General features: G+C 60.6%; 19 protein-coding genes and 2 tRNA genes. 10 read left to right on the forward strand and 11 right to left on the reverse strand.

The window, feature by feature from the left end; translation table 11 throughout:
* Nucleotides 1-8: 8 nt before the first annotated feature.
* Genes C5F53_RS08160 through C5F53_RS08175 form a run of 4 tightly spaced genes read right to left on the reverse strand, consistent with a single transcriptional unit; the run spans nt 9 to nt 4,126 of the window.
* A complete protein-coding gene (locus tag C5F53_RS08160) occupies nt 9-896 on the reverse strand; it encodes a DUF6492 family protein (protein ID WP_105260854.1) in 888 nt (295 codons plus the stop codon).
* Nucleotides 893-1,609, reverse strand: coding sequence for a polysaccharide deacetylase family protein (locus C5F53_RS08165; protein WP_105260855.1), 717 nt, complete (start codon nt 1,607-1,609; stop codon nt 893-895). The genes C5F53_RS08160 and C5F53_RS08165 overlap by 4 nt, the downstream gene beginning before the upstream one ends.
* Complete coding sequence (gene msbA, locus C5F53_RS08170; RefSeq protein ID WP_105260856.1) at nt 1,606-3,339, reverse strand: lipid A export permease/ATP-binding protein MsbA; 1,734 nt, start codon at nt 3,337-3,339, stop codon at nt 1,606-1,608. The genes C5F53_RS08165 and msbA overlap by 4 nt, the downstream gene beginning before the upstream one ends.
* On the reverse strand, nt 3,332-4,126 hold the full coding sequence (locus tag C5F53_RS08175) for a glycosyltransferase family 2 protein (protein ID WP_105260857.1): 795 nt from the start codon (nt 4,124-4,126) through the stop codon (nt 3,332-3,334). The genes msbA and C5F53_RS08175 overlap by 8 nt, the downstream gene beginning before the upstream one ends.
* Nucleotides 4,127-4,234: 108 nt before the next feature.
* Between C5F53_RS08175 and C5F53_RS08180 the strand changes: the two genes are divergently transcribed.
* The 7 genes from C5F53_RS08180 to C5F53_RS08210 all read left to right on the forward strand — a co-directional run bounded on the left by C5F53_RS08180 (nt 4,235) and on the right by C5F53_RS08210 (nt 8,751).
* Nucleotides 4,235-5,089 (forward strand): glycosyltransferase family 2 protein, encoded by an 855-nt coding sequence (locus C5F53_RS08180; protein ID WP_105260858.1) that lies wholly within the window; start codon nt 4,235-4,237, stop codon nt 5,087-5,089.
* Nucleotides 5,090-5,096: 7 nt separating this feature from the next.
* Nucleotides 5,097-6,362 (forward strand): Tol-Pal system beta propeller repeat protein TolB, encoded by a 1,266-nt coding sequence (gene tolB / locus C5F53_RS08185; protein WP_105260859.1) that lies wholly within the window; start codon nt 5,097-5,099, stop codon nt 6,360-6,362.
* A 25-nt stretch (nt 6,363-6,387) separates the two neighbouring features.
* Complete coding sequence (gene pal / locus C5F53_RS08190; RefSeq protein ID WP_105260860.1) at nt 6,388-6,927, forward strand: peptidoglycan-associated lipoprotein Pal; 540 nt, start codon at nt 6,388-6,390, stop codon at nt 6,925-6,927.
* 3 nt (nt 6,928-6,930) lie between these two features.
* Complete coding sequence (ybgF, locus tag C5F53_RS08195; RefSeq protein WP_105260861.1) at nt 6,931-7,728, forward strand: tol-pal system protein YbgF; 798 nt, start codon at nt 6,931-6,933, stop codon at nt 7,726-7,728.
* A gap of 23 nt (nt 7,729-7,751) precedes the next feature.
* Nucleotides 7,752-8,546, forward strand: coding sequence for a ThiF family adenylyltransferase (locus C5F53_RS08200; RefSeq protein ID WP_105260862.1), 795 nt, complete (start codon nt 7,752-7,754; stop codon nt 8,544-8,546).
* 45 nt (nt 8,547-8,591) lie between these two features.
* A tRNA-Lys gene (locus C5F53_RS08205) sits at nt 8,592-8,667 on the forward strand.
* 8 nt (nt 8,668-8,675) lie between these two features.
* Nucleotides 8,676-8,751: transfer RNA gene (locus tag C5F53_RS08210), tRNA-Lys, on the forward strand.
* A gap of 94 nt (nt 8,752-8,845) precedes the next feature.
* Here C5F53_RS08210 and C5F53_RS08215 read toward each other — a convergent pair.
* From C5F53_RS08215 to dapC, 6 genes are all read right to left on the reverse strand, one after another.
* On the reverse strand, nt 8,846-10,789 hold the full coding sequence (locus tag C5F53_RS08215; RefSeq protein ID WP_105260863.1) for an ABC-F family ATP-binding cassette domain-containing protein: 1,944 nt from the start codon (nt 10,787-10,789) through the stop codon (nt 8,846-8,848).
* Nucleotides 10,790-11,159: 370 nt separating this feature from the next.
* Entirely contained in the window at nt 11,160-12,050 is an 891-nt protein-coding gene (gene prmB, locus C5F53_RS08220) for a 50S ribosomal protein L3 N(5)-glutamine methyltransferase (RefSeq protein WP_105260864.1), read from the reverse strand.
* On the reverse strand, nt 12,047-13,237 hold the full coding sequence (gene dapE / locus C5F53_RS08225) for a succinyl-diaminopimelate desuccinylase (protein WP_105260865.1): 1,191 nt from the start codon (nt 13,235-13,237) through the stop codon (nt 12,047-12,049). Before dapE ends, prmB begins: the two co-directional genes overlap by 4 nt.
* An 85-nt stretch (nt 13,238-13,322) precedes the next feature.
* A complete protein-coding gene (locus C5F53_RS08230) occupies nt 13,323-14,489 on the reverse strand; it encodes a PilT/PilU family type 4a pilus ATPase (RefSeq protein WP_105260866.1) in 1,167 nt (388 codons plus the stop codon).
* 30 nt (nt 14,490-14,519) lie between these two features.
* On the reverse strand, nt 14,520-15,344 hold the full coding sequence (gene dapD, locus C5F53_RS08235; RefSeq protein WP_105260867.1) for a 2,3,4,5-tetrahydropyridine-2,6-dicarboxylate N-succinyltransferase: 825 nt from the start codon (nt 15,342-15,344) through the stop codon (nt 14,520-14,522).
* Nucleotides 15,345-15,378: 34 nt separating this feature from the next.
* Nucleotides 15,379-16,596, reverse strand: a complete 1,218-nt coding sequence (gene dapC / locus C5F53_RS08240; RefSeq protein WP_105260868.1) for a succinyldiaminopimelate transaminase — start codon at nt 16,594-16,596, stop codon at nt 15,379-15,381.
* 202 nt (nt 16,597-16,798) lie between these two features.
* Between dapC and smc the strand changes: the two genes are divergently transcribed.
* From smc to ligA, 3 genes are read left to right on the forward strand one after another with little or no spacing between them, the layout of a single operon-like run.
* The gene (smc, locus tag C5F53_RS08245) at nt 16,799-20,314 is read left to right on the forward strand and encodes a chromosome segregation protein SMC (RefSeq protein ID WP_105260869.1); all 3,516 of its coding nucleotides are present in this window, start codon (nt 16,799-16,801) and stop codon (nt 20,312-20,314) included.
* A gap of 42 nt (nt 20,315-20,356) precedes the next feature.
* The gene (locus C5F53_RS08250; RefSeq protein ID WP_105260870.1) at nt 20,357-21,397 is read left to right on the forward strand and encodes a cell division protein ZipA C-terminal FtsZ-binding domain-containing protein; all 1,041 of its coding nucleotides are present in this window, start codon (nt 20,357-20,359) and stop codon (nt 21,395-21,397) included.
* A 19-nt stretch (nt 21,398-21,416) separates the two neighbouring features.
* The gene (ligA, locus tag C5F53_RS08255) at nt 21,417-23,504 is read left to right on the forward strand and encodes an NAD-dependent DNA ligase LigA (RefSeq protein ID WP_105260871.1); all 2,088 of its coding nucleotides are present in this window, start codon (nt 21,417-21,419) and stop codon (nt 23,502-23,504) included.
* Nucleotides 23,505-23,523: 19 nt separating this feature from the next.
* Here the strand turns inward: ligA and C5F53_RS08260 are convergent, their stop codons facing one another.
* A complete protein-coding gene (locus C5F53_RS08260; protein ID WP_105260872.1) occupies nt 23,524-23,949 on the reverse strand; it encodes a YbaN family protein in 426 nt (141 codons plus the stop codon).
* Nucleotides 23,950-23,958 lie beyond the last annotated feature (9 nt).

The following is a 23,958-nucleotide window of genomic DNA, read 5'->3' on the forward strand; positions in this document are numbered from 1 at the left end:
TGAGCTGCTTAGGTGCGACCTAGGGCGCGGCGTAACCTGCGCCCCAGTCTGGACGCCAGATGGCCGCCCTCGCTGGGCCAATCCATTTCGCGCTCCCAGGCAGATTGGTAGGTCACGCCGCAATAAAACTGTGCGAGGTCAGTTTCGCTGAGACCATCCGAACGATCCTTGCGCAGTTGCCAAGCGTAGGCGTACATCTTGAAAAATGGCTGTGATGGTATGAGCGGAATAGCGCGGTACTTCAGTAGCGCCTCACCATACCAACGCATTTCGATTGGGTGCTGCACAATCAGCGCGGCAAAGTTCATTTGGCGGGGCTTGAGGAAATTCTCTTCCAGACTGGCCCATACATCACGATGCCATACGGGACAGTTGGGGCCAAAATTATAAAACTTGCCGTCTCGCCCAATTTCTTGTTGAACCTGGATCGACTCCCTGCGGAAGTTGTCGATGACCTTTTGTTTGCGCGCCATGGCGGCGGGAATGAGTACCTCCCGGCATTCATCGACGACGGTGTATGGCACGCCCTGCACATTCAAGAACTCATGCTGATGAAATGGACGTATGAACTGGCAGTCGGAGTCCAGACACAGGTAGGCTTGGGCCAGGCCCAGGCGCCAGAACTCGGATTTGACTATTTGCTGCGACAAATACCCTGGGATTGCATTGATTGCATCAAGCGTGTGCATGGGGTTGCTCAGGATGATGTCTTCGTCAGCAATCAGGGTGACCTTAAGTTCGGAAAGGTATTCCTGAAACAGGGGAAGGTCCGCTTGCGGGCATGACACATAGAAGGGAATGGCGTCAGCGTTGTATTTTTCAATCGTCAATGCCAAGCGTTTGGCCCGTTTGACATCCACGCGATAACTCTTGCAATAGAGAGCAAAGGGCTTCATTGCCTACAGTCTTCGTATCGCGTCATGATTTTGGCAGCGAACTGCAACGGGTTTGTGGCCCGCGCCACCATGATCCGGTTGAGCGCATAGGGATTGTCGCCCGCTTGCGCACGGCCCCTGCGTGTGCTCGTGGCCGTCACGTAGCCTGCCGCGCGCACCATGTCTTCGTGCTCGGGTTTGAACCAGCCGTAGGGATAGCAGAAATGCCGTACTTCGGCGCCCAGCACATGTTGCAGCTCGTCCTTGGATTGCACAATCTGCTGCTGCGCTGCTTCGTTGGACAGCTCCGTGAGGTTGGCATGCGTCTGCGTGTGCGAGCCCACGTCCATGCCAGCCCCGTGCCAGGCCAGCCAGTCTTGCTGTGTCATCAGTGGCTTCTGCGCCACTTTCCCTGCGTCCCAGGCATTTGTACCTCCCACCATGCTGCTGACACCATAGCAAGTCGCGGTGAAGCCGTTGGCTTTTAGCGTGGGCAGGGCGTGGACCAAGTTGTTCTGGTAGCCATCGTCAAAAGTGATGCCCACCACCTTGCCTTGTTGATCCCCGCGCAGATAGGGCTCCAGATCGCGCATGGACAGGCCTTTGTAGCCCATCAGGCGCAACATGCGCATTTGCAAGGCAAACGAGGAGGGCGCCACAATGAGTCCGCGCAGCGCCGTGCCACGCGGTGGCGGCTCGTCGATCTGGTGGTACATCAGGATTGGTATCTTCATGTCTGCAACCTCTGCAGGTTGGCGTAGTAGCCGTTGCGTTGAAGCAGGGAGGCATGGTTGCCAGATTCCACGATGCGCCCCTGGTCCAGCACTACAATCAGGTCTGCGCGCTCAATTGTACTGAGGCGATGGGCGATGATCAGGGTGGTTCGGTTGCGCATGAGGGTAGCCAGCGCATCCTGTACCGTGCGCTCCGACTCGGTATCTAGGGCCGAGGTGGCTTCATCGAGGATGAGGATGGGCGCATCCTTCAGTAGAGCTCGTGCAATCGCAATACGCTGGCGCTGGCCGCCAGAGAGAGCCGCACCATTTTCCCCCGTCAGCGTATCCAATCCTTGTGGAAGCTGGGAGATGAATTCCCACGCATGGGCTGCAACGGCCGCTTCTTGCACTTTGGTGTCGTCGGCACCGCGCGACTGGCCAAAGGCAATGTTGGCGCGAACGCTGTCATTGAGTAGGACGATGTCCTGACTGACCAATGCGATGTGTTCGCGCAGGTTGGTCAGTGCCAGTGTGGCGATGTCGACGCCATCCACCGTGATGCGGCCAGAGTCTGGCGTGTATAAGCGAGGAATCAGCGCCGCCAGCGTGCTTTTTCCGCCGCCCGACGCTCCTACCAAGGCGATGGTCTGGCCGGGTTGCGCCTGGAGGGTGATTTTGTCCAGTGCCAGTTTGTCGCTGCCGGGGTAGCGGAAGGACACCTTCTCGAAGCGAATCTCACCCTTACAGTCCGGCAACCTGGCATGGCCTATATCGGCTTCTACAGGTGCATCGAGAACCCCAAAGACGCTTTCGCAGGCGGCCAGGCCGCGCTGTAGGATGGGGCTGATGGTGGTGAGTTGCTTGATCGGCGAGATCAGCAGCAGCATGGCGGTGATGAAAGAGACAAAACCGCCCGCCGTGTCACCGGCCTGGCCCATGGAGCGACTCAGCGCCATGTAGATAATGAAGGCGATGGCGATGGAGGCTGTCATATGCGTGATGGGTGTCAGTGCCGAGGCGGGTACGGCCTCTTTCATCATGCTGCGGCGAAAGCTTTCGGTGACGGCGTGGAAACGCTCTTTCTGCTGCGCCTGGCCGCCATAGATCTTGATGACCTTGTTGGCCGCAGTAGTCTCTTCCACGGTGTGGGCTACCGCGCGTAGCGACTCCAGACTCGCCTTGCTGGCCTTTCGTATGCGGCGGCCAAAGCTTTGGATCAGAACGGCAATTACCGGTCCCACAGTCAGCGTGATCAAGGTCAGTTTCCAGTCCAGGTAGAGCAGATAGGACAGCAGCGCCACGGCAGTTAACGATTCGCGTACCGCCGTCACCAGTACATTGGTGGCGGCCTGGTTGATGTTGTCCACGTCGTATAGCAGGCGCGCAATCCATTGCGAGGCGGGCTGGGTGTGAAAGATCTGTGTGGGGGCACCTAACAGCTTGTCGAACATTGCACGCCGCAGGTCTACCACCAAGCGAGTCGAGACCCAAGTCATGAGGTAGTTGGTCACGAAAGACAGTACCCCGCGCGCCAGAAAAAGTAACACGATGCTGGTAGGTATCAGCCACACCATGCGTGCTTCGGTGGTGCGAAATCCACTGTCGAGCAAATGCTTAATGATGGCAGGAAACACCGGTTCAGTTGCCGCAATACAAACCATGCAAAGCACGGCGATAGAGAAGGCCTTCCAGTAGGGGCGAAGAAAGCCCAGCAGCCGCAGATACAGCGTGCGATCTGCTTTAGTCATGCTGGGACAGTGATGGCTTGGTGGGGGCGCGCCACGCTTTCCCACTCTGAATCTCAATGGCCTTTACATAGCGGTAAAACGTGCCTTCAAAGTTTCCGACCGCGATGACAAAACCCGCCCATCCATCAAGAAATCCCAGCTTGAAAAGATAGTGTTTCCAGAACGCCCACTTGGCATGCAACAGTGCAGACCACATGGAGATCTTCTTATGCTTGAGTTTTTCTGCGCCCAAGCTGGAGTAGCGGTTGGCTTTGTGCATGACTTCTGCCATGTTCTTGAACGGGAATTGCCAAATCGCCTGCCGCATGTGGCCCAGTGGCTTGTCGGATTCGAGGACGTAGCCCTCGTGCACAGGTTTCTGGTCGTACCGCATGGCACCCTTGCGAAACAGCTGGGGTTGGCGGTAATTGGGATACCAGCCTGAATGTTTGATCCAGCGGCCCATGAAGAAATTACGTCTAGGCGTATGGTAAGCGTCCAACGCATCGGGACTCTCGGTCAATTGCCTGATTTCTTTTGCTGCCTCCGGCGTGCACCGCTCGTCAGCATCCAGGCTGAAGATCCAGGGGTGGGTGCAAGCCGCAATGGCCTGGTTGCGCAAGTCGCCGAAGCCTTTGAATTCGACCTGCACGACACGGGCTCCGAGCTGGACAGCCAGATCCGCAGTGCCGTCTGTACTCCAGGAGTCCACCACCACGATCTCATCCGCCCAGCGAACACTCTCAATCGCAGCACGCACCTTTTCTGCTTCGTTGAAAGCGATGATATAAACAGAAATCAATGGCATGGGGTGATAACATCCGTCCGTGTTGTGAACTTTCTCTGCAGCGCTTGCTCTACTGCAAGCCAAAGTGTTGTCAACACCCTCCGCGCGAGCGGCCTAGTCTATTCCAAAATGTCTTCTTTCGATCCGATATCGGTGGTGATCACCACCTATAACCGCAGCGACGCCTTGGCGCTGGTCTTGGATGGCTTGAAGCAGCAAACGGATCGCGGGTTTGAGATTGTTGTCGCGGACGATGGTTCTACCCAGGCGCACCGAGACCGGGTTGCACAAGCTTGTGCATCCTCAGGGCTTGCCGCCACCCATGTGTGGCATCCGGATATCGGTTTCACTGCATCCCAGGTACGCAATCTAGGGGTGGCTGCATCCAAAGGGGCTTACCTCGTCTTTATGGATGGCGACTGTATACCCGATGTTGACTTTATTGCACGCCATCGCCAGCTGATGCAGCTCGGTTGTTTTGTAAATGGCAGTCGGGTCCTGCTTGGTGAAAGTTTTACCAGGCAGTTGTTGGCTGGTAAAAACGTTATCAGTGCCCGATCTGCGGGCTATTGGTTATGCAGGCGCTTGAGGGGAGACGCCAGCAAACTCACGGGTCTGCTGCGATTGCCCGATTTTCGGTACCGTTTGCAGCCTCAGTTTGTGTGGAAAGGCATACGCAGTTGCAATATGGCAGTCTGGAAATCAGATTACCTGACGGTGAATGGTTTTGATGAGAGTTTTGTGGGCTGGGGACACGAAGACGCTGATTTCGTCCTTCGTTTGCACAATGCTGGCTTGATTCGCAAGAATGGATTTTGTGCAACGGAGGTCTACCACCTGTGGCATCCGGAGGCCAGCCGCCTGCAAGAAGGGGTGAATGCCGACAAGGTTCGGCAGCGCCAGAAGACAGGGCAAGTACGCTCTACCATTGGTTACCAAGAAAGCAAAGACGCTCCCCATGTGGTGGTGCGCAGTTGGGGATAATCGGAACATGACGAATAAATTTTTGCTTGCTGTCATCACTTGTTTTGTGAGTCTGCAGGCCGCAGCACAGTTTCGCGTCGAGGTGTCCGGTGTGGGCTTGACCCAGATTCCCATAGCGGTTCCCAGCTTCAAGGGCGAGGAATCATCACCCCAAAAACTGTCCGCCATTGTGATGGCTGACTTGGAGCGTAGTGGTCAGTTCCGTGGCACAGACAATGTTGCGGGTCTCTGGGATGAGGTGTCACGCCCCGATATGTCCGCCTGGCGCCAGAGAGGTGCGGATGCATTGGTCACTGGCAGCATCACACGTTTGGCCGATGGGCGTTTTGATGTTCGCTTTCGTTTGTGGGATGCGGTACGGACCCAAGACTTGGGCGCGCAAAGCCATGCCGTGGTTGCTGGAGATTTGCGATTGGCCGCGCACCGCATCGCTGATTTTGTTTATGAAAAGCTCACGGGTGACAAAGGAACCTTTTCCACGCGTGTGGCGTATGTCACCAAGGCGGGTAGCAATTACAACCTCTGGGTTGCTGACGCCGATGGGGAAAATGCCCAGAGTGCGCTGAACAGCCCCGAGCCCGTGATTTCTCCATCCTGGGCGCCCAATGGCAACCAGCTTGCCTATGTATCGTTTGAGTCACGCAAGCCCGTTGTGTATGTCCATGATGTATCCACAGGGCGTCGTCGGCTGGTGGCCAACTTCAAAGGATCTAACAGCGCACCAGCCTGGTCCCCGGATGGGCGGACCCTTGCGCTGACCTTGAGCCGAGATGGCGGCTCCCAGTTGTACCTGATGGACGCCAATGGTGGCGAGCCACGCCGGTTGGCCCAGTCTAGTGCCATCGACACCGAACCGGTGTACACAGCGGATGGCAAGACGATCTACTTTGTCAGCGATCGGGGCGGTTCACCACAAGTCTATAAAATGTCTGCCACTGGTGGAAACCCCGAACGTGTCACTTTTTCTGGTAGTTACAACATTTCGCCGGCTGTCAGCTCGGATGGCAAATGGCTGGCCTATGTGTCCCGGGTGAATGGCGCCTTTAAGTTGCATGTGATGGACATAGTGTCTGGCACGGTCAGCGCCATTACCGACACTACTGCGGACGAAAACCCCAGTTTTTCGCCCAACAGCAAACTGGTGATTTATGCCACCTTGCAGCAAGGCCGCGAGGCGCTGATGACCAGCACCCTGGATGGACGGATCAAGGCCCGATTGGCGGGCCAAAGTGGTGATATTCGGGAGCCCGATTGGGGCCCTTTCCAAAAATAATCTGAAATTTAACAAGGAGTTTTGAATGAAGCGTATCGTTTTGTCCCTGGCAGTTGCATTGGTTCTCAGTGCCTGCGGTTCTTCTGTCAAGCTGGACAACGTGCCGGTGGAAGACAAATCTGGCGCTACAGTAGGCACCGCTGCGGATGCCAACAAGGCAGATGGCAGTGGTGTTGCCAAGAGCGGTGTTACCACCGTGGATCTGGATAAGGCCAATCAAGACGCCTTCATGAAGTCCACCACCCGTACCGTGTATTTCGACTATGACAGTTTCGTCATCCGTTCTGAATTCCAGTCCGTCATCGAAGCACATGCCAAGTTCTTGAAGTCTGACAAAGCCCGCAAGGTCACTTTGGAAGGCCACACCGACGAACGTGGTGGTCGTGAATACAACTTGGCGCTGGGTCAAAAACGTGCTGAAGCCGTGCGCAAGGCACTGGCACTGCAAGGTGTGGCAGACAACCAGCTCGAAGCCGTGAGTTTTGGCAAGGAAAAGCCTGCGGTTTTGGGCAATTCCGAAGCGGCGCTGGAAAAGAACCGCCGCACCGAAATCAGCTACCGCTAAGCCATGGTCACACAACGCTCCGCTTGGGCTGTGGTTCGCCAAGGGCTGTTGGTGCTCTCGTTGTTGGCGAGTGCAGGTTTTGCGCAAGCGGGCTTGTTTGACGACGAGGAAGCGCGCCGCGCAATCTTGGACCTGCGCCAACGCATTGACCAGCTTAGGCAGGAGTCGGAGCAAAAGCAGGCTGAAGAAACCAAGCGTGCAACCGAAGAGGCTGCACAGTTACGCCGAGCCTTGCTCGATTTGCAAAACCAGCTGGAGGCCAGCCGAGTGGAGATGGCCAAACTGCGCGGGCAGAGTGAGCAATTGGCCCGCGACGTGGCAGAGATTCAGCGCAATCAAAAGGATGCGGGGCAATCGCTGGAAGATCGCCTGCGCAAACTGGAGCCCGTCCGGGTAAGTGTGGATGGCCGTGAGTTTTCTGCCGAACCTGCGGAAAAACGCGACTTTGAATCCGCACTGGCGGTTTTTCGCAAAGGGGATTTCCCCGCAGCCCAAGTGTCATTTGTCGATTTGCTGAATCGCTACAGTGCCAGCGGTTATCGCCCCTCTGCGTTGTTCTGGCTGGGGAATGCGCAGTACGCAACCAAGGACTACAAAGAGGCGCAGGCCAACTTTCGCACATTGGTTCAGCAAACACCCGATCACATGCGTGTCCCTGAGGCACTCCTGGCCATTGCCAATTGCCAACTTGAAATCAAGGACGTGAAGGCCGCGCGCAAGACCCTAGAGGAGTTGCTGGCCAAACACCCCGGCACCGAGGCTGCTGCGGCAGCCAAAGAGCGCCTGGCGCGTCTCAAGTAAGGCGCCTGGCGCGCACGTTTTCCATGACCGATAGCTTGGAGTCTGTAGATCTCGCGCGCCGTTTCTCGGGCCTGGACCGGTTGTTGGGCGTGGCACCTGCAGATCGTGTGCGCTTGGCCCACGTGATGGTGGTTGGCATCGGCGGCGTTGGTTCTTGGGCCGCCGAAGCCCTGGCGCGCAGTGGGGTGGGGCGGCTCACGCTGGTGGACATGGACCATATCTCCGAGTCGAACATCAACCGCCAGCTGCATGCCCTGTCTTCCACCTTGGGCATGTCCAAAATTGAGGCCATGCGACAACGCATTGCCCTCATCAACCCCGCTTGCGACGTTCATTGTCTGGATACCTTTGCGGACGCGGACAACTGGGCGTCTCTCGTTGCGGGGGGCGTGGATGCCGTACTGGATGCTTGTGACCAAGTGCGTACCAAGACTGCAATGGCTGCATGGGCGGTTACAACCAAAACACCGTTCATCACGGTCGGTGCTGCGGGTGGCAAGCGTTTGGCGCATGCCGTGGACATTGCCGACCTGAGCGAAACTACCCACGACCCGCTGCTGGCACAACTGCGCTACCGTTTGCGCAAGGAGCACAGCGCACCCAAGAATGGCAAAAAAATGCGTGTTGCCTGTGTCTTTAGCAAAGAAGCGGTCGCAGGGCCCGATGCCTCCTGTGCAGTGGAATCGGATGGCTCACTCAATTGCCATGGTTATGGTTCGCTTGTGACGGTCACTGCCACCTTTGGTATGTGTGCCGCGGGCTGGATCATCGACAAAATATCGCGGCGAGAGCAAGAGGAAGAAAAAAACACGCTATAATTTGAGGCTTCGCGGGATGATGTAACTATGTTGCAACATCCCGTTGGGACCATAGCTCAGTTGGTAGAGCAGCGGACTTTTAATCCGTTTGTCGTGGGTTCGACCCCCGCTGGTCCCACCAAATTTTTTGGGAATTTAGCTCAGCTGGTAGAGCAGCGGACTCTTAATCCGTAGGTCGAGAGTTCGAATCTCTCAGTTCCCACCATCTACACTGCGTAGATACTGAAAACCCCGCTATCTTTTTGGTAGCGGGGTTTTTTCTTATTGGGCGTTGTGTTGGACGCTGCCCAAAGAGGGCCTCAGCCCTCCATCTGCGTGGTCAGTGCCAGCCACTGTTCTTCCAGCACCTGCAGCTCGCTGTTCACGGCCTTCAGGCGCTTGCCGGTTTCGGCAATCACGGATGGGTGCGGGTTGGTCGAGAGTTTGCCCTCCAGCTCAGCACCTTCGGTGTTGAGTGTCGCCATGCGCTCCTCCACCTGGGCAAGTTCCTTCTTCAGCTTGCGCAGCGCTTCCGGTGTGGGGCCGGTTTTGACAATCGCCACCGGCGCCACGACCGCGGGCTTGATGGCGTCAGACTTGGCCTCTTCCTTGGCCAGCTCACGCTGGCGTTTGGCCTCGTCCAGCAGGTAGCGCTGGTAGTCGTCCAGATCGCCATCAAACGGCTCCACGCCACCGCGCGACACCATCCAGAATTCATCACACACGCTGCGCAAAAGCGCACGGTCGTGGCTCACCAGCATCACCGTGCCTTCGAACTCGTTGAGCGCCATGGCCAGGGCTTCACGGGTTGCCAAGTCCAGGTGGTTGGTAGGCTCATCCAACAGCAAGAGGTTGGGGCGTTGCCAGACGATCATGCACAGCACCAAGCGTGCTTTTTCGCCACCGCTCATGCTGCCCACGGCCTGCTTGACCATGTCACCGCCGAAGTTGAAGGTGCCTAGGAAACTGCGCAGGTCTTGTTCGCGTGTCTGCTGGCCGGCAATCTTGCCGGCAGCTGTCATTTCGCGGACCAGGCGGATCATGTGCTCCAGCGGGGATTCGTCGGGTCGCAGCACGTCAAGCTCTTGCTGCGCGAAGTAACCAATGTTCAGGCCCTTGCCTTCAGTTACGTCGCCACCCAAGGGCTGCAGATCACGCGCGACGGTTTTTACCAAGGTCGATTTACCCTGGCCGTTGGCACCCAAAATACCAATGCGCTGCCCAGCCAGCACCGACTTGCTGACGTTGTGCACGATGGTGGTGGGCGGTGTGCCCTTGGGCGCATCTTCGGGCGGCGGGTAGCCGAAGCTCACGCCGCTCATGGACAACATCGGGTTGGGCAGGTTGGCGGGTTCTTTGAACTCGAAGGTGAAATCCGCCTCGCTGAGCAGCGGTGCAATCTTCTCCATGCGGTCCAGCGCCTTGACCCGGCTCTGCGCCTGCTTGGCCTTGCTGGCCTTGGCCTTGAAGCGGGCAATAAATTTCTGCAGGTGGGCAATCTTGTCTTGCTGCTTGCTAAACGCTGTCTGCTGCAGCGCCATTTGCTCGGAACGCAAATCCTCGAACTTGCTGTAGTTGCCGCCGTAGCGCACCAGCTTGCCCGCGTCGATGTGCAGCGTCACGTTGGTCACCGCATCCAAAAATTCGCGGTCATGGCTGATGACGACCATGGTGCCTTCGTACTTCTTGAGCCAAGCTTCCAGCCAGACCAGAGCGTCCAAGTCCAAGTGGTTGGTGGGTTCGTCGAGCAGCAGCAGATCGCTGGGGCACATCAGCGCGCGCGCCAGCTGCAGGCGCATGCGCCAGCCACCCGAGAAGCTGTTTACCGGTTTGTCCAGCTCGGTGGTCTTGAAGCCCAGGCCCAGGATCAGTGCCTGCGCGCGCGCGGCAGCGTCGTACTCGCCGGCGTCGTGCAAGCCGGTGTAGGCGTGGGCCATGCGGTCGTAGTCGTCGGTGGCCTCTGCGGCTGCCACTTCGGCACGTGCGGCGCCCAACTGGGTGTCACCTTCGACCACAAAGTCGGTCGCGCCTTGGTCGGTTTCGGGCATGTCCTGGGCCACCTGGCCCATGCGCCATTGGGTAGGGATGTAGTACTCACCCGCGTCTTCATGCAGATTACCGTTCAGCAGGGCAAACAGCGAGGATTTGCCAGCGCCGTTGCGCCCCACCAGGCCGACCTTTTCGCCAGGATTGAGGGTGACGGAAGCACTGTCCAGAAGCACCTTGGCGCTGCGGCGCAGGGTGACGTTTTTTAAGGTAATCATGTTGGAGACTCAGTTTTCAATTCTTGGAGGCGTTTCAGGCCTGCATGGTGGTGAGGGCTGGTGGACGGGGCATCCGTTCTCCGGCACATCTCGCGGGCGAACACTTTGGGTTCGCAGTGGTTATTTCGTTAACGCCTTGGTTTGCGGGGACACGCTGTGGCAACCGCGAACAGCGCCTGCGCCCAGATACCCCATCCACCATCCCAAAGGTGGCATTGTCTGCGCCAGAAGAAAAAATACGTTCGTAGCGGCAGGGTAGGGTTGGGGAGCGCAGTGAGGTAAAGGAGGAGGCCAAAGGCCGGGGGACACGAACGGAGCTCTCTGCCCCTGGCCTGTTGCGTGCCCAGGACCTAAGCCCGGCGCAAAGGCGCTAAAGCAGCAATGCCTCCTTGGTCACCAACAACACCTGGTCTTCCCCAGCGCTGGTTTCCAGCCACACCACTTCCAGGGCAGGAAATGCAGCTTCAAAGTAGGCGCGCTCGTTACCAATCTCTAGTACTAACACGGCATCGTCCGCCATATGGGCCGGTGCCTGTTGCAACAGAGTGCGCACAAAGTCCATGCCATCCCCGCTCCCGCCAGACTGGTTACCGTCCAGCGCGATAAAAGGCTCGGCCTTGTATTCGGCGGGCAGGTCAGCCATGCTCTGCGCATTCACATACGGCGGGTTGCACAGAATCAAATCAAACGGACCGGGCAGGGCGGTCAAGCCATCAGACTCGACGAGCTGCACACGCGTCTGCAAACTGTGTTTGTCCACATTGATGCGGGCCACGGCCAACGCATCGGTAGAAATGTCGGCCCCAGCGACTTCCACATCGGGATACACCATGGCTGCCAAGATAGCCAAGCTACCGTTGCCCGTGCAAAGGTCCAGCACACGGTGCGTGCTTTCTTTCAGCCAATAGTCAATGCTGCCATCCACCAACAGCTCGGCAATCAGCGAACGCGGCACGATGACCCGTTCGTCCACATAAAAGGGCACCCCCTGCAGCCAGGCCTCATTCGTCAGGTACGCCGCAGGCTTGCGTGTGCTGATGCGCGCTCCTAAAAGCGTAGCTGCTCGCGCATATTCCTCGGGGGCTACAGGCCGATTTGACTCTGAATCATCAGCGTCCAACGGCGTATCCAGCGGCAGCCCCAGCGCATGTAATACCAGCCAGGCGGCTTCGTCACGCGCATTGGTAGTGCCATGGCCAAAGGAAACCTGGGCGTCCGTGAGCTGCTGGGTGGCCTGGGCCACCAGTTCCAACAAGGTCATGCCTGCGCCTGACGGTTCAGGTTGACCAGCACCTGGCGGTAAATGTTCTTCAGGGGCTCAATATCCGCCACCGCCACAAACTCGTTGATCTTGTGGATAGTGGCGTTCGGCGGCCCCATCTCGATCACCTGGGGGCAGACCTGGGCGATAAAGCGCCCGTCGCTGGTGCCGCCGGTGGTGGAAAGCTGGGTCTCGATACCGGTCTCGGAGCGGATGGCGTCGCGCACTGCATCCACCAATGTGCCGGGTGTGGTGAGGAAGGGCAGACCGCCTACGGTCCAGGCCAGGTCATATTCCAGTTCATGCTTTTCCAGCACGCTGGCCAAGCGCTTTTGCAGCGACTCGGGCGTGGACTCGGTGGAGAAACGGAAGTTGAAGTCGATGACCACATGACCCGGAATCACATTGCTGGCGCCGGTGCCACCGTGCATATTGCTGACCTGCCAGGTGGTGGGTGGAAAAAAGTCGTTGCCGCGGTCCCACTCAATGCCCACCAGCTCGGCCAGCGCGGGTGCGGCCAGGTGGATGGGGTTTTTGGCCAGGTGTGGGTAAGCAATGTGGCCCTGCACACCCTTGACCGTGAGCTTGCCGCTCATGGTGCCGCGCCGGCCGTTCTTGATCATGTCGCCGGTGCGTTCCACCGAGGTGGGCTCGCCCACGATGCAGTAGTCCAGCACCTCGCCGCGGGCTTTGAGCGTGTTGCAGACCACCACGGTGCCGTCATTGGCAGGGCCTTCCTCGTCGCTGGTCAGCAGCAGGGCGATGTTCAGGTCGGGGGTGGGCGTGGTGGCCAGAAACTCTTCAATGGCCACCACAAACGCCGCCAGTGAGGTCTTCATGTCGCTGGCGCCGCGGGCAAACAGCTTGCCGTCACGGTGCGTGGGTACGAAGGGCGCGCTGTCCCATTGCGCCAGCGGGCCGGTGGGCACCACGTCGGTATGGCCAGCAAACACCAGTGTCTTGGATGCTACTGATTTGGTAGCTGCTTGCGCAGTATCTACGGGTGCCGCAACCCGTTTTGCCCATAAATTGGTGACACGAAAGTCGGCCGGGCCGCTTTCGATGGTCTCGCAGACAAAACCCAGTGGCGCCAGGCGTTGGGCAATTAAGGCTTGGCAACCGCCGTCGCTCGGCGTGACGGACGCCATGGAAAGCAGCTGCTCAGTAAGCTGCAACGTCTTGGTCATAAAGCCCCCACGCTAGCCACTACGTTGGCGGCGCTGCCCCCCAAGGGGGCGCAAGCTTGCTTGAAACGGTTCAGCGCTACGCTCATCAGTGCTTCACATCCAGGGTAATTTCGGTAAACGAGGCTTCTTCTTCCTCTTCCACCGCAGCAGCTGGCTTGGCCGCCTTGGTGAAGTCGTTTTGCAGGCGCCACAACAGGTTGGTGGGCGAGTCGGCGTGGGCCAGGCCTTCCTTGCGGTCGACCGAACCCTCCACAATCAGGCGGGCAATGTCGTGCTCGAAGGTTTGTGAACCCTCGGCCATGGACTTTTCCATGGCCTCGCGCACGCCCGAGAAGTCGCCTTTTTCAATCAGCTCGGCAATCAGCTTGGTGTTGAGCAACACCTCGGCAGCTGGCATGCGCGAGCCCGCGGTGGTGCGCAGCAGGCGCTGCGACACGATGGCACGCAACGCGGCGGCCAGATCGCCCAGCATGGTGGAGCGCACTTCCACGGGGTAGAAGCTCAAAATGCGGTTCAGCGCCTGGTAGCTGTTGTTAGCGTGCATGGTGGCCAGGCACAGGTGGCCCGACTGTGCATAGGCCACGGCTGCCGACATGGTTTCGCGGTCGCGGATTTCGCCAATCAGAATCACATCGGGCGCCTGGCGCAGCGCGTTTTTCAACGCAACCTGCAGCGACTGTGTGTCAGTGCCGATCTCACGCTGGTTGACCACCGACTTCTTGTTCTTGAACAAAAACTCCACCGGGTCTTCGATGGTCAGGATGTGGCCCGAGACGTTCTCGTTGCGGTAATCCATCATGGACGCCAGCGTGGTGCTCTTGCCCGCACCGGTGGCGCCTACCATGAGCAGCAGGCCGCGCTTCTCCATGATCAGGTCGCCCAGAATGGGCGGCAGTTGCAGGTTGGCCAGGCTGGGAATGTCCACCGCGATGTAACGAATCACCGCGGCGATGGAGCCGCGCTGGCGCATGGCGCTGACGCGAAAACGACCCACACCCGCCATCGGAAAGCCCACATTGAGCTCGCCTTCGGCCTCCAGCAGCGCCATGTGCTCAGGCGAGAGCACCTCGGCCAGCAGGTTCTTGGGCGCGTCGGCCGGCAGGGTCTGGCTGTTGATCGGTACACACTGGCCATTGATCTTGATCAGCGCCGGGGCGTGCGCGGACAAGTACACATCCGACGCCTTCTTCTCGCTCATCAGGCGAAGAATGCGTTCCATCGTTCCTGATGGTTGGGGTGTGGTGGTGGCCATGGCGTACCTCTCTTGGAACAGGTCTACGGTTTAGTCGCGCAGCAGGTCGTTCAGGCTGGTGGTCGAACGGGTCTTGGCATCCACCTTCTTGACAATGATGGCGGCGTACATGCTGTACTTGCCGTCGCCCTTGGGCAGGCTGCCGCTCACCACCACGGAGCCGGCAGGCACGCGGCCGTAGCTCACGGTGTCGGTCGCGCGGTCGTAAATGGGAGTGCTCTGGCCGATGTACACGCCCATGGAGATGACCGAGTTTTCTTCCACGATCACGCCTTCGACCACTTCGGAGCGCGCGCCCACAAAGCAGTTGTCTTCAATGATGGTGGGGCCGGCCTGCATGGGTTCCAGCACGCCGCCAATGCCCACGCCGCCAGACAAATGCACATGTTTGCCGATCTGCGCGCACGAGCCCACGGTGGCCCAGGTGTCGACCATGGTGCCTTCGTCCACATAGGAGCCGATGTTGCAGTAAGAAGGCATCAGGATCACGCCCTTGCCCTGGAAGCTGCCGCGGCGCGCCACAGCGGGGGGCACCACGCGCACACCCGTGGCCTTGAGGGCTTCGGCGCTCATGCCGGCAAACTTGGTGGGTACCTTGTCGTAAAAGCCCAGGTCGCCGGACTGGATGATTTCGTTGTCCTTCAGGCGGAAGCTCAGCAGCACGGCCTTCTTGATCCACTGGTGGGTGGTCCACTGGCCCACGCCTTCACGGGTGGCCACGCGCAGGCGGCCGGCGTCCAGCTCGTTGAGCACATGCTCCACGGCGTCGCGCACTTCGGCGGAGGCAGAGGCGACGGAGATGTTGGCGCGGTCTTCCCACGCGGCTTCGATAACGGTTTGCAGTTGTTGGCTCATAGGGCTTTTGAGAAGGGAAAAGGGGTTGAAAGACTCAGGAAACTCGGGATTTCACAAACTGGACGATGCGCTGCGCGGCTTCCACGCACTCGGCGGCTTCGGCCACCAGCGCCATGCGGATGCGCTGCGCTCCCGGGTTGCTGCCATGGGCCTCGCGGGCCAGGTAGCTGCCGGGCAGAACGGTCACATTGTATTGAGCGAGCAGGTCACGTGCGAAATCGGCATCACTGCCCTCAACCTTGGCCCACAAGTAAAAGCCGGCATCGGGCAGGGCCACGTCCATCACTTCGGCCAGCATGGGGGTCACTTGAGCGAACTTGGCGCGGTACTGCGCGCGGTTCTCCACCACGTGGGCCTCGTCATCCCAAGCCGCCGCGCTGGCGGTTTGCACCACCATGCTCATGGCGCTGCCGTGGTAGGTGCGGTAGAGCAGGAACTGCTTGATCAGCTTGGCATCGCCCGCGCAAAAACCGCTGCGCATGCCTGGCACATTGCTGCGTTTGGACAGGCTGGTGAAGGACACTAGATTTTTGAAGTCGCTACGGCCCAGCTTGGCCGCGGCTTCCAGGCCACCCAGCGGCGGCTCATCGCGGAAGTAAATCTCGCTGTAACACTCGTCGGAGGCAATCACAAAGCCGTAGTGGTCGCTCAGCGCAAACAGCTTGGCCCATTCGGACAGCGGCATCACCGCACCGGCCGGGTTGCCGGGCGAGCACACATACAGCAGCTGGGTGCGAGCCCAAACGTCAGCCGGCACACTGTCCCAGTCCTGCGCAAAGTTGCGTTCGGGCACCGACGGCACAAAGTAGGGCTGGGCGCCGCACAGCAAGGCCGCGCCTTCGTAGATTTGGTAGAACGGGTTGGGGCACACCACTTGAACGGGCCCGCCCGCGTCGGCAAGCTCGGGGTTCACCACGGTCTGGGCAAAAGCAAACAGGGCTTCGCGCGATCCGTTGATGGGCAGCACCTGGGTGGCCGCGTCCAACTGCAAACCATAACGACGCTCCAGCCAGCGCACCATCGAATTGCGCAACTTGGCATCACCCGCGGTGGCGGGGTAAACCGACAGGCCGCCGTCCGCACTGCCGATGGCATCGCAGTAGGCGTCTTTGATCAGGTCGGGGGTGGGGTGGCGTGGCTCGCCTATGCCCAGGCTGATGGGGTGGTAAGCGGGGTTGGGGGTGACGGCGGAGAACAGCTGGCGCAGGCGTTCAAAGGGGTACGCCTGCAGGCGCGACAAATTCGGGTTCATGGGGCGGCATTATCCCCTGAGTCTCTGGCGTGTTCGGGCCGCGCGCCGCTGGCAAGGCCGCCGTTTTCAGGCTGTAACGTTTGCCAGCCCGGGCGTGCCGGGTGGCGCCCCTGCTACACAGTATCATCGGGGGCCATTCGTCAGCCACCGCTGACTGATTAATCCAATGAAATCAACTGCTTAGAGCAGGTACCACCGATCCGTGCGCCTTAATTCCATCAAGTTATCCGGCTTCAAGTCCTTTGCGGAGCCCACCAACTTCCTGTTGCCGGGGCAACTGGTGGGCGTGGTGGGCCCCAACGGTTGTGGCAAATCCAACATCATGGATGCGGTGCGCTGGGTGCTGGGCGAAAGCAAGGCGTCGGAGCTGCGTGGCGAATCCATGCAGGACGTGATCTTCAACGGCACCACCACGCGCAAGCCGGCCAGCCGCTCCAGCGTGGAACTGGTGTTTGACAACGCCGACCACCGTGCTGGCGGCCAGTGGGGCCAGTTTGGCGAAATCGCCGTCAAACGTGTGCTCACGCGCGACGGCACCAGCAGCTACTTCATCAACAACCAGCCCGTGCGCCGCCGCGACGTGCAAGACGTGTTCTTGGGCACCGGCCTGGGCCCACGCGCCTACGCCATCATTGGCCAGGGCACGATTTCCCGCATCATCGAGTCCAAGCCCGAAGAGCTGCGCCTGTTTCTTGAAGAAGCCGCGGGTGTGTCCAAATACAAAGAGCGCCGCCGCGAGACCGAAAACCGCCTGTCCGACACCCGCGAAAACCTGACCCGCGTGGACGATATCCTGCGCGAGCTCAATACCAACCTCGAAAAGCTCGAAAAGCAGGCCGAGGTGGCCGCCAAATACAACGCGCTGCAATCCGAAGTCACGCAGAAGCAACACCAGCAATGGTTCTTGAAGCGTGCCGAAGCCCTGGCCGACCAGGCCAAGGTCCAGTCCGAAGGGCTGGCAGCGGTCAACGCGCTCGAATCGCGCATGGCCGACCTGCGCCACATCGAGGCCGACCTCGAAACCGTGCGCCAAGCCCACTACGCGGCCGGTGACCAGGTCAACCAGGCCCAGGGGCTGCTGTACGAAGCCAGCACCGATGTGGGCCGCCTGGAAGCCGAAATCCGCTTTGTGGTCGAAGGCCGCCAGCGCGTGGAGCAGCGCCTGGTGACGCTGAAAGACCAGATTGCTGAATGGGCCGTGCGCCGCGACGATGCACAGGCCGAGATTGAACGCCTGGCCGAACTGGCCGCCTTGGGCGAAGAACAAACCGAGCTGCTGGCCGCCCAGGTGGAAGAGCAAGCCATGCAGCTGCCGGACATGGAAGAAGCCGTGGCCAAGGCGCAAAGCGCTGCCAACGACCAGCGTGGCAGCGTGGTGCAGGTGCAGCAACAGATCCAGGTGCTGGCCGCGGAGCAACGCAGCATCGAAGAACAAAGCCGCCAGCTCAACACCCGCCGCGACCGCCTGATGACAGACCGCAACGCGCTGTCCGCCCCCGACGAAGCGCGCCTGGTCAACCTGCAGGAGCAGCTGGAAGCCGCACAAGAAGCCAACCAGATTGCCGATGCCCGTCTGCACGAGTTGCAGGAGTCGGTGCCGCAACTCGACGAAGCCCGCCGCACCCAGCAGCAAGCCGTGAACGACGAGTCTGCCAAGCAGGCCGACTTCTCGGCCCGCCTGGAGGCGCTGAAAGCCTTGCAAGAGAAGGTGAAGACCGACGGCAAGCTGCAACCCTGGCTGGCCAAGCATGGCCTGGGCCATTTGCAGGGGCTGTGGACGCGCATCCACATTGAACAAGGCTGGGAAAACGCACTGGAAGGCGCACTGCGTGAACGCCTGGGCGCGCTGGAAGTGTCGCGATTGGAGATGCTGCGCGCCTTTGCGGTGGATGCGCCTCCCGCCAAGTTGGCCTTCTACACCCCACCCTCGGCTGCCGCACCCGAGCGAGCCAGTTCCTTGCCCCGTCTGTCCGACTTGCTGCGGGTGAACGATGCCGGCCAAAAGGCCGTGTTGACCGACTGGCTGCAGGGCTGCTACACCGCCGCCACGTTTGAAGATGCCTTGGCCCAGCGCGACAAGCTGCAGGCTGGCGAGAGTATCTACGTGAAGTCCGGCCATGTGGTCACGGCGCACAGCGTGAGTTTTTATGCGCAGGACAGCGAACAGGCAGGCCTGTTAGCCCGTGCGCAAGAGATTGAAAACCTGGAAAAGCAGCTGCGTGCCCAGCAGCTGATTGCCGACGAATCTCGCGTAGCCCTGAGCCGCGCCGAAAGTGCCTATGCCGAGAGCGCCCAGCGCTTGGTCGGCGTGCGCCGCGAAGCCGCAGAAACGCAAAGCCGCGCCCATGAGCTGCAGGTAGAGACGCTACGCCTGACCCAAATCCTGGAGCAAACCCGGGCGCGCAGCGCGCAGATCGAAGCCGATATGGCCGAGGTGGAAGCCCAGCTGGACGACCTGCAGGAACGCCGTGTGGAGGCCGAGGGCCGATTCGAGTCGCTGGACATGCAGTTGGCCGACAGCCAGGAGCGCCATGCCCAGTTGGAAGAACGTGTGATCGAAGGCCAGCGCAAGCTGGTGCAGTGCCGCGAGCAGCAGCGCAGCCTGGAGCGCCAGGCGCAAGAGGCCCAGTTTGCCCAGCGCAGCCTGCAGGCGCGTAACGCGGAACTGTCGCGTGCCATTGAAACGGCGGCACAGCAAACACAAAATATTCTGTCGGAAGAGCAACGCGCGCAAGAAGAAATGGCGCGCCTGACCGATGCCGCTGCCCAGGCTGGCCTGCAAAACGCGCTGGCCCTGAAGCTGGAACGCGAACAGGCCCTGGGTGCCAAGCGCAGCGAATACGACGACCTGACCGCCAAGCTGCGCGCTAGCGACGAGCGCCGCATGCAACTGGAGCGTGAGCTGGAGCCGCTGCGCCAGCGCATCACCGAATTCCAGCTGAAGGAACAAGCTGCGCGCCTGGGCTTTGAGCAATTTGAAGCCCAATTGGTGGACGCCCAGGCCGATCTGGCAGCGATTGAGCAAAGCATCAAAGACGGGAATGTGCGCCTGTTCGGCATGCAGGGCGACATCGACCGCTTGCACCGCGAGATTGCCGCGCTGGGTGCCGTCAACCTGGCCGCGCTGGACGAACTGGCCGCCGCGCGCGAACGCAAGCAGTTCCTGGACATGCAAAACGTGGATCTGACCCAGGCCATGAACACGCTGGAAGACGCGATCCGCAAGATTGACGCCGAAACTCGCGAGCTGCTGTCCGGCACCTTCGATCAGGTGAACATGCACTTTGGCCGTATGTTCCCCGAGCTATTTGGCGGTGGCAATGCGCGCCTGGTGATTACCGGCGACGAGATTCTGGATTCCGGCGTGCAGGTGATTGCGCAGCCGCCTGGCAAAAAGAACCAGACCATCCACCTGCTGTCGGGTGGCGAAAAGGCGCTGACCGCGATTGCGCTGGTGTTCGCCATCTTCCAGCTCAACCCCGCGCCGTTCTGTTTGCTGGACGAGGTGGACGCGCCGCTGGACGATGCCAACACCGAACGTTATGCCAAGCTGGTCTCCAGCATGAGCAAGAGCACGCAGTTCCTGTTCATCAGCCACAACAAGATTGCCATGGAAATGGCCGAGCAACTGATTGGCGTGACCATGCAGGAGCAGGGCGTTTCCCGTATCGTGGCCGTGGACATGGAGTCCGCTGTCACCCTGGCTGAACTGGCCTGACCTGCGGAGCGCCTCTCCCGCAACCCATACAAGATTCCAACGATGAGCAACTTACAACTCGGACTGGCCATTGCAGGTGGCGTGGTACTGGCCGCCGTGGTGGCCCACAGCGCCTGGACCTCGCGCCGCAACGCGCCGCGCCAGGCCCAACCCGAACCCCTGCAAGACACGCCCAGCCCGGTGGACCAGGAGCCCACGCTGTCTGACAGTGGACTGGAGGCGCCCGCCTTCTCGCTGCCGCAACCCCCGCGTCGCCCGGTGATGGATTCGCTGATTGACGTGATTGCCACGGTGGCGCTGGACCCCAGTGTGCCTGCGGTGTCGGGCGAAGCGGCCTTGGCCGCCATGCCCACCACCCGGCGTGCTGGTACCAAGCCTTTTTCGATTGAGGGCTACAACCTCCACAGCATGGTGTGGGAATCTCCCATGCCCGGTCAGCGCTACGGCGGCTTCCAGGCCGGTGTGCAGTTGGCCAACCGTTCGGGCGCGCTCAACGAAATCGAATACTCCGAGTTCGTGGTCAAGACCCAGGCCTTCGCCGACGCTATCAACGCCACGCCCGAGTTCCCCGAGATGCTGGACGAAGTGGCGCGTGCCCGCGAACTGGACCAGTTTGCCAGCGCGCACGATGCGCAGCTGGGCTTTACCATTCGCGCCCGCAATGCCTCGTGGAGCCCCGGTTACATCCACCAGAACGCCGCACGCCTGGGTTTTGTGCCAGGCGTGATTCCAGGCCGTATGGTGCTGCCCGCCTCGCAGGAAGGCCTGCCACCTGTGCTGGTGCTGGGCTTTGATTCGCAGGCCGCGCTGGCAGACGACCCGGCCCAATCGGCCATCCGCGACATCAGCCTGCACCTGGATGTGGCGCAGGTGGACCGCGCCGAGCATGCCTTTGAGCGGATGCGCGAATCGGCCGCCGCCCTAGCCCAGGCCATGGAAGGCGTGGTGACCGACGACAACGGCCAGCCACTGCCCGCGCAGACCATGGACGTGATTGGCACCGAGCTGCAAACCTTGTACGACACGCTGGAGCAGCGTGACCTGGCCGCCGGGTCACCGTTGGCACGGCGTTTGTTCAGCTAATTTTTTTTCTGGGTCAGGTATGGCGACGCTGGACTTGTTTTCTTCCGAGCCGGCCACGCCGGACCCCACTCCCGAGTACGTGCAACTGCAGGCCTTGCGCGCCCAGCTGCACTACCATGCGCACCAGTACTACGTGCTGGACATGCCTACGGTCCCCGACGCAGAGTACGACCGCCTGTTCCGCGAGTTGCAAGCCCTGGAGGCCGCGCACCCCGAGTGGGTGACGCCCGACTCGCCCACCCAGCGCGTGGGCGGCAAGCCGCTGGACGCTTTTGCCACGGTGCGCCACGTGGTGCCCATGCTCAGCATCCGCACCGAGACTGACACCGAGTCCACCGGTGCCGAAGCCTTTGACGCCCGGGTGCGCAAGGAGCTGGAGCTGACCGAGACCGACGCACTGGTGGAGTACGTGGCCGAGCTCAAGTTCGACGGCCTGGCCATGAGCCTGCGCTACGAGCAGGGTGTGCTGGTGCAGGCTGCCACGCGCGGTGATGGCGAATATGGCGAAGACGTCACGCAAAACATCCGCACCATTGGCCAGATTCCCTTGAAGTTGCCAGAGGGTGTGCCCGCCGTGCTGGAAGTGCGTGGTGAGGTCTATATGCGCCGCGACGATTTCGAAGCCATGAACGAGAAGCAGCGCGAGAAGGGTGAAAAGACTTTTGTGAACCCGCGCAACGCCGCCGCTGGCGCCGTGCGCCAGCTGGACCCCGGCATTGCGGCCCAGCGGCCGCTGAGCTTCTTTGCCTACGGCTTGGGTGAGGTGACCCCGGCAGAGCAGGGCGGCCCGGCGTTCGCCACACACTACGCGATGCTGCAAACCCTCAAATCATGGGGTTTTCCGGTTGCAGCCCAGGTGGATACTGCGCAAGGCGCTCCCGAATTGATAGCGTACCACCAGCGCATCGGTGCCGCACGCGACCAGTTGCCCTACGACATTGATGGCGTGGTCTACAAGGTCAACAGCCTGGCCCTGCAGCGCCAGCTGGGCTTTGTGACGCGTGAACCTCGCTGGGCCGTGGCACACAAATACCCGGCGCAGGAGCAAATCACCAAGGTGCTGGGTATTGACGTGCAGGTGGGCCGCACCGGCAAGCTCACACCCGTGGCGCGCCTCGACCCGGTGTTTGTGGGCGGCACCACGGTGTCCAACGCGACGCTGCACAACCTGTTTGAGTTGCGACGCAAGAGGGCACGCGTGGGCGATAACGTCATCGTGCGCCGCGCGGGCGACGTGATTCCTGAAGTGGTGGGCGTGGTGGCTGCGACCCGCCCGACCTATGTCCCCAATTTCCGTATGCCCCGCACCTGCCCCATCTGCAGCAGCGCCGTGGTGCGTGAAAAGACCGAGATGAACCACCGTTGCAGCGGCGGCCTGTTCTGCCCGGCCCAGCGCAAACAGGCCATCCTGCACTATGCGCAGCGCCGTGCGGTGGAGGTGGAGGGCTTGGGTGAAAAGCTGGTGGAGCAGTTGGTGGACACGCAGGTCATTCGTACCCTGCCGGACCTGTACAAGCTCGGGCTGACCGCACTCGCCGCCCTGGACCGCATGGCCGAAAAATCAGCCCAGAACATTGTCGATGCGCTGGAAAAGTCCAAACAAACCACCTTGCCCCGTTTCCTGTTTGGCCTGGGTATTCGCCATGTGGGCGAGGCCACCGCCAAGGAACTGGTACGCCACTTCGGCACCTTGGACGCCATCATGGATGCTTCCGAGGAAGCCCTGACCGGTGTGAGTGACGTGGGACCCATCGTTGCCAAAAGCCTGCACACCTTTTTTGCGCAGGCGCACAACCGCGAGGTGGTGGAGCAGCTGCGCGCCTGTGGTGTGACCTGGGTAGAGGGTGAAGCCGCTGCCCAGGCGCCCAAGCCGCTGGCCGGCAAGACCTTTGTGCTGACCGGCACCTTCCCCACGCTGAGCCGCGACCAAGCCAAAGACCTGCTGGAAGCCGCTGGCGCCAAGGTGGCTGGCTCGGTCAGCAAGAAAACCAACTACGTGGTGGCGGGGGCTGAGGCCGGCAGCAAACTCGACAAGGCCCAAGAACTGGGCGTGCCGGTACTGGACGAAGAGGCCATGCTGGCGCTGCTACAGGCCCAGCCCGAGTGACCGCACTGTGCCCCGTGGCTCAGGCCTGGGTGGGCAGGGATTCCGGCCGCCGCCACAGCCAAGTCAGCACCGTGGCCATGCAGGCAATGGCAGCTACGGCGACCCACAGCTTGGGAACCGTGAGCAGCAACAACACTGCGCTGGCGGACATAACCCCGGTGGCGCCCCATTTGGCCTTGCGACTGACCACACCGCCCTGGCGCCAGTCGCGCAGCATCTGGCCAAACAGGCGGTGCTGTTCCAGCCAGGCCAGCAGGCGCGGGGAGCTACGGGCTGCTGCCCATGCGGCCAGCAAAATGAAGGGCGTGGTGGGCAGCACCGGCAAAAACATGCCCAGAAAACCGAGTGCCAGACTCACCACCGCCAGCGCGCGCAACAGCCACTGCAGCCAGCGTGGTAGCGGTGGGTGTGCTGTGGCGGGTGGGGGATTGGGTGGCACAAACATGCCCCGGAT

Origin of the sequence: Rhodoferax sp. TS-BS-61-7, assembly GCF_002943465.1 — a bacterium.
Classification (GTDB): Bacteria; Pseudomonadota; Gammaproteobacteria; order Burkholderiales; family Burkholderiaceae_C; genus Allorhodoferax.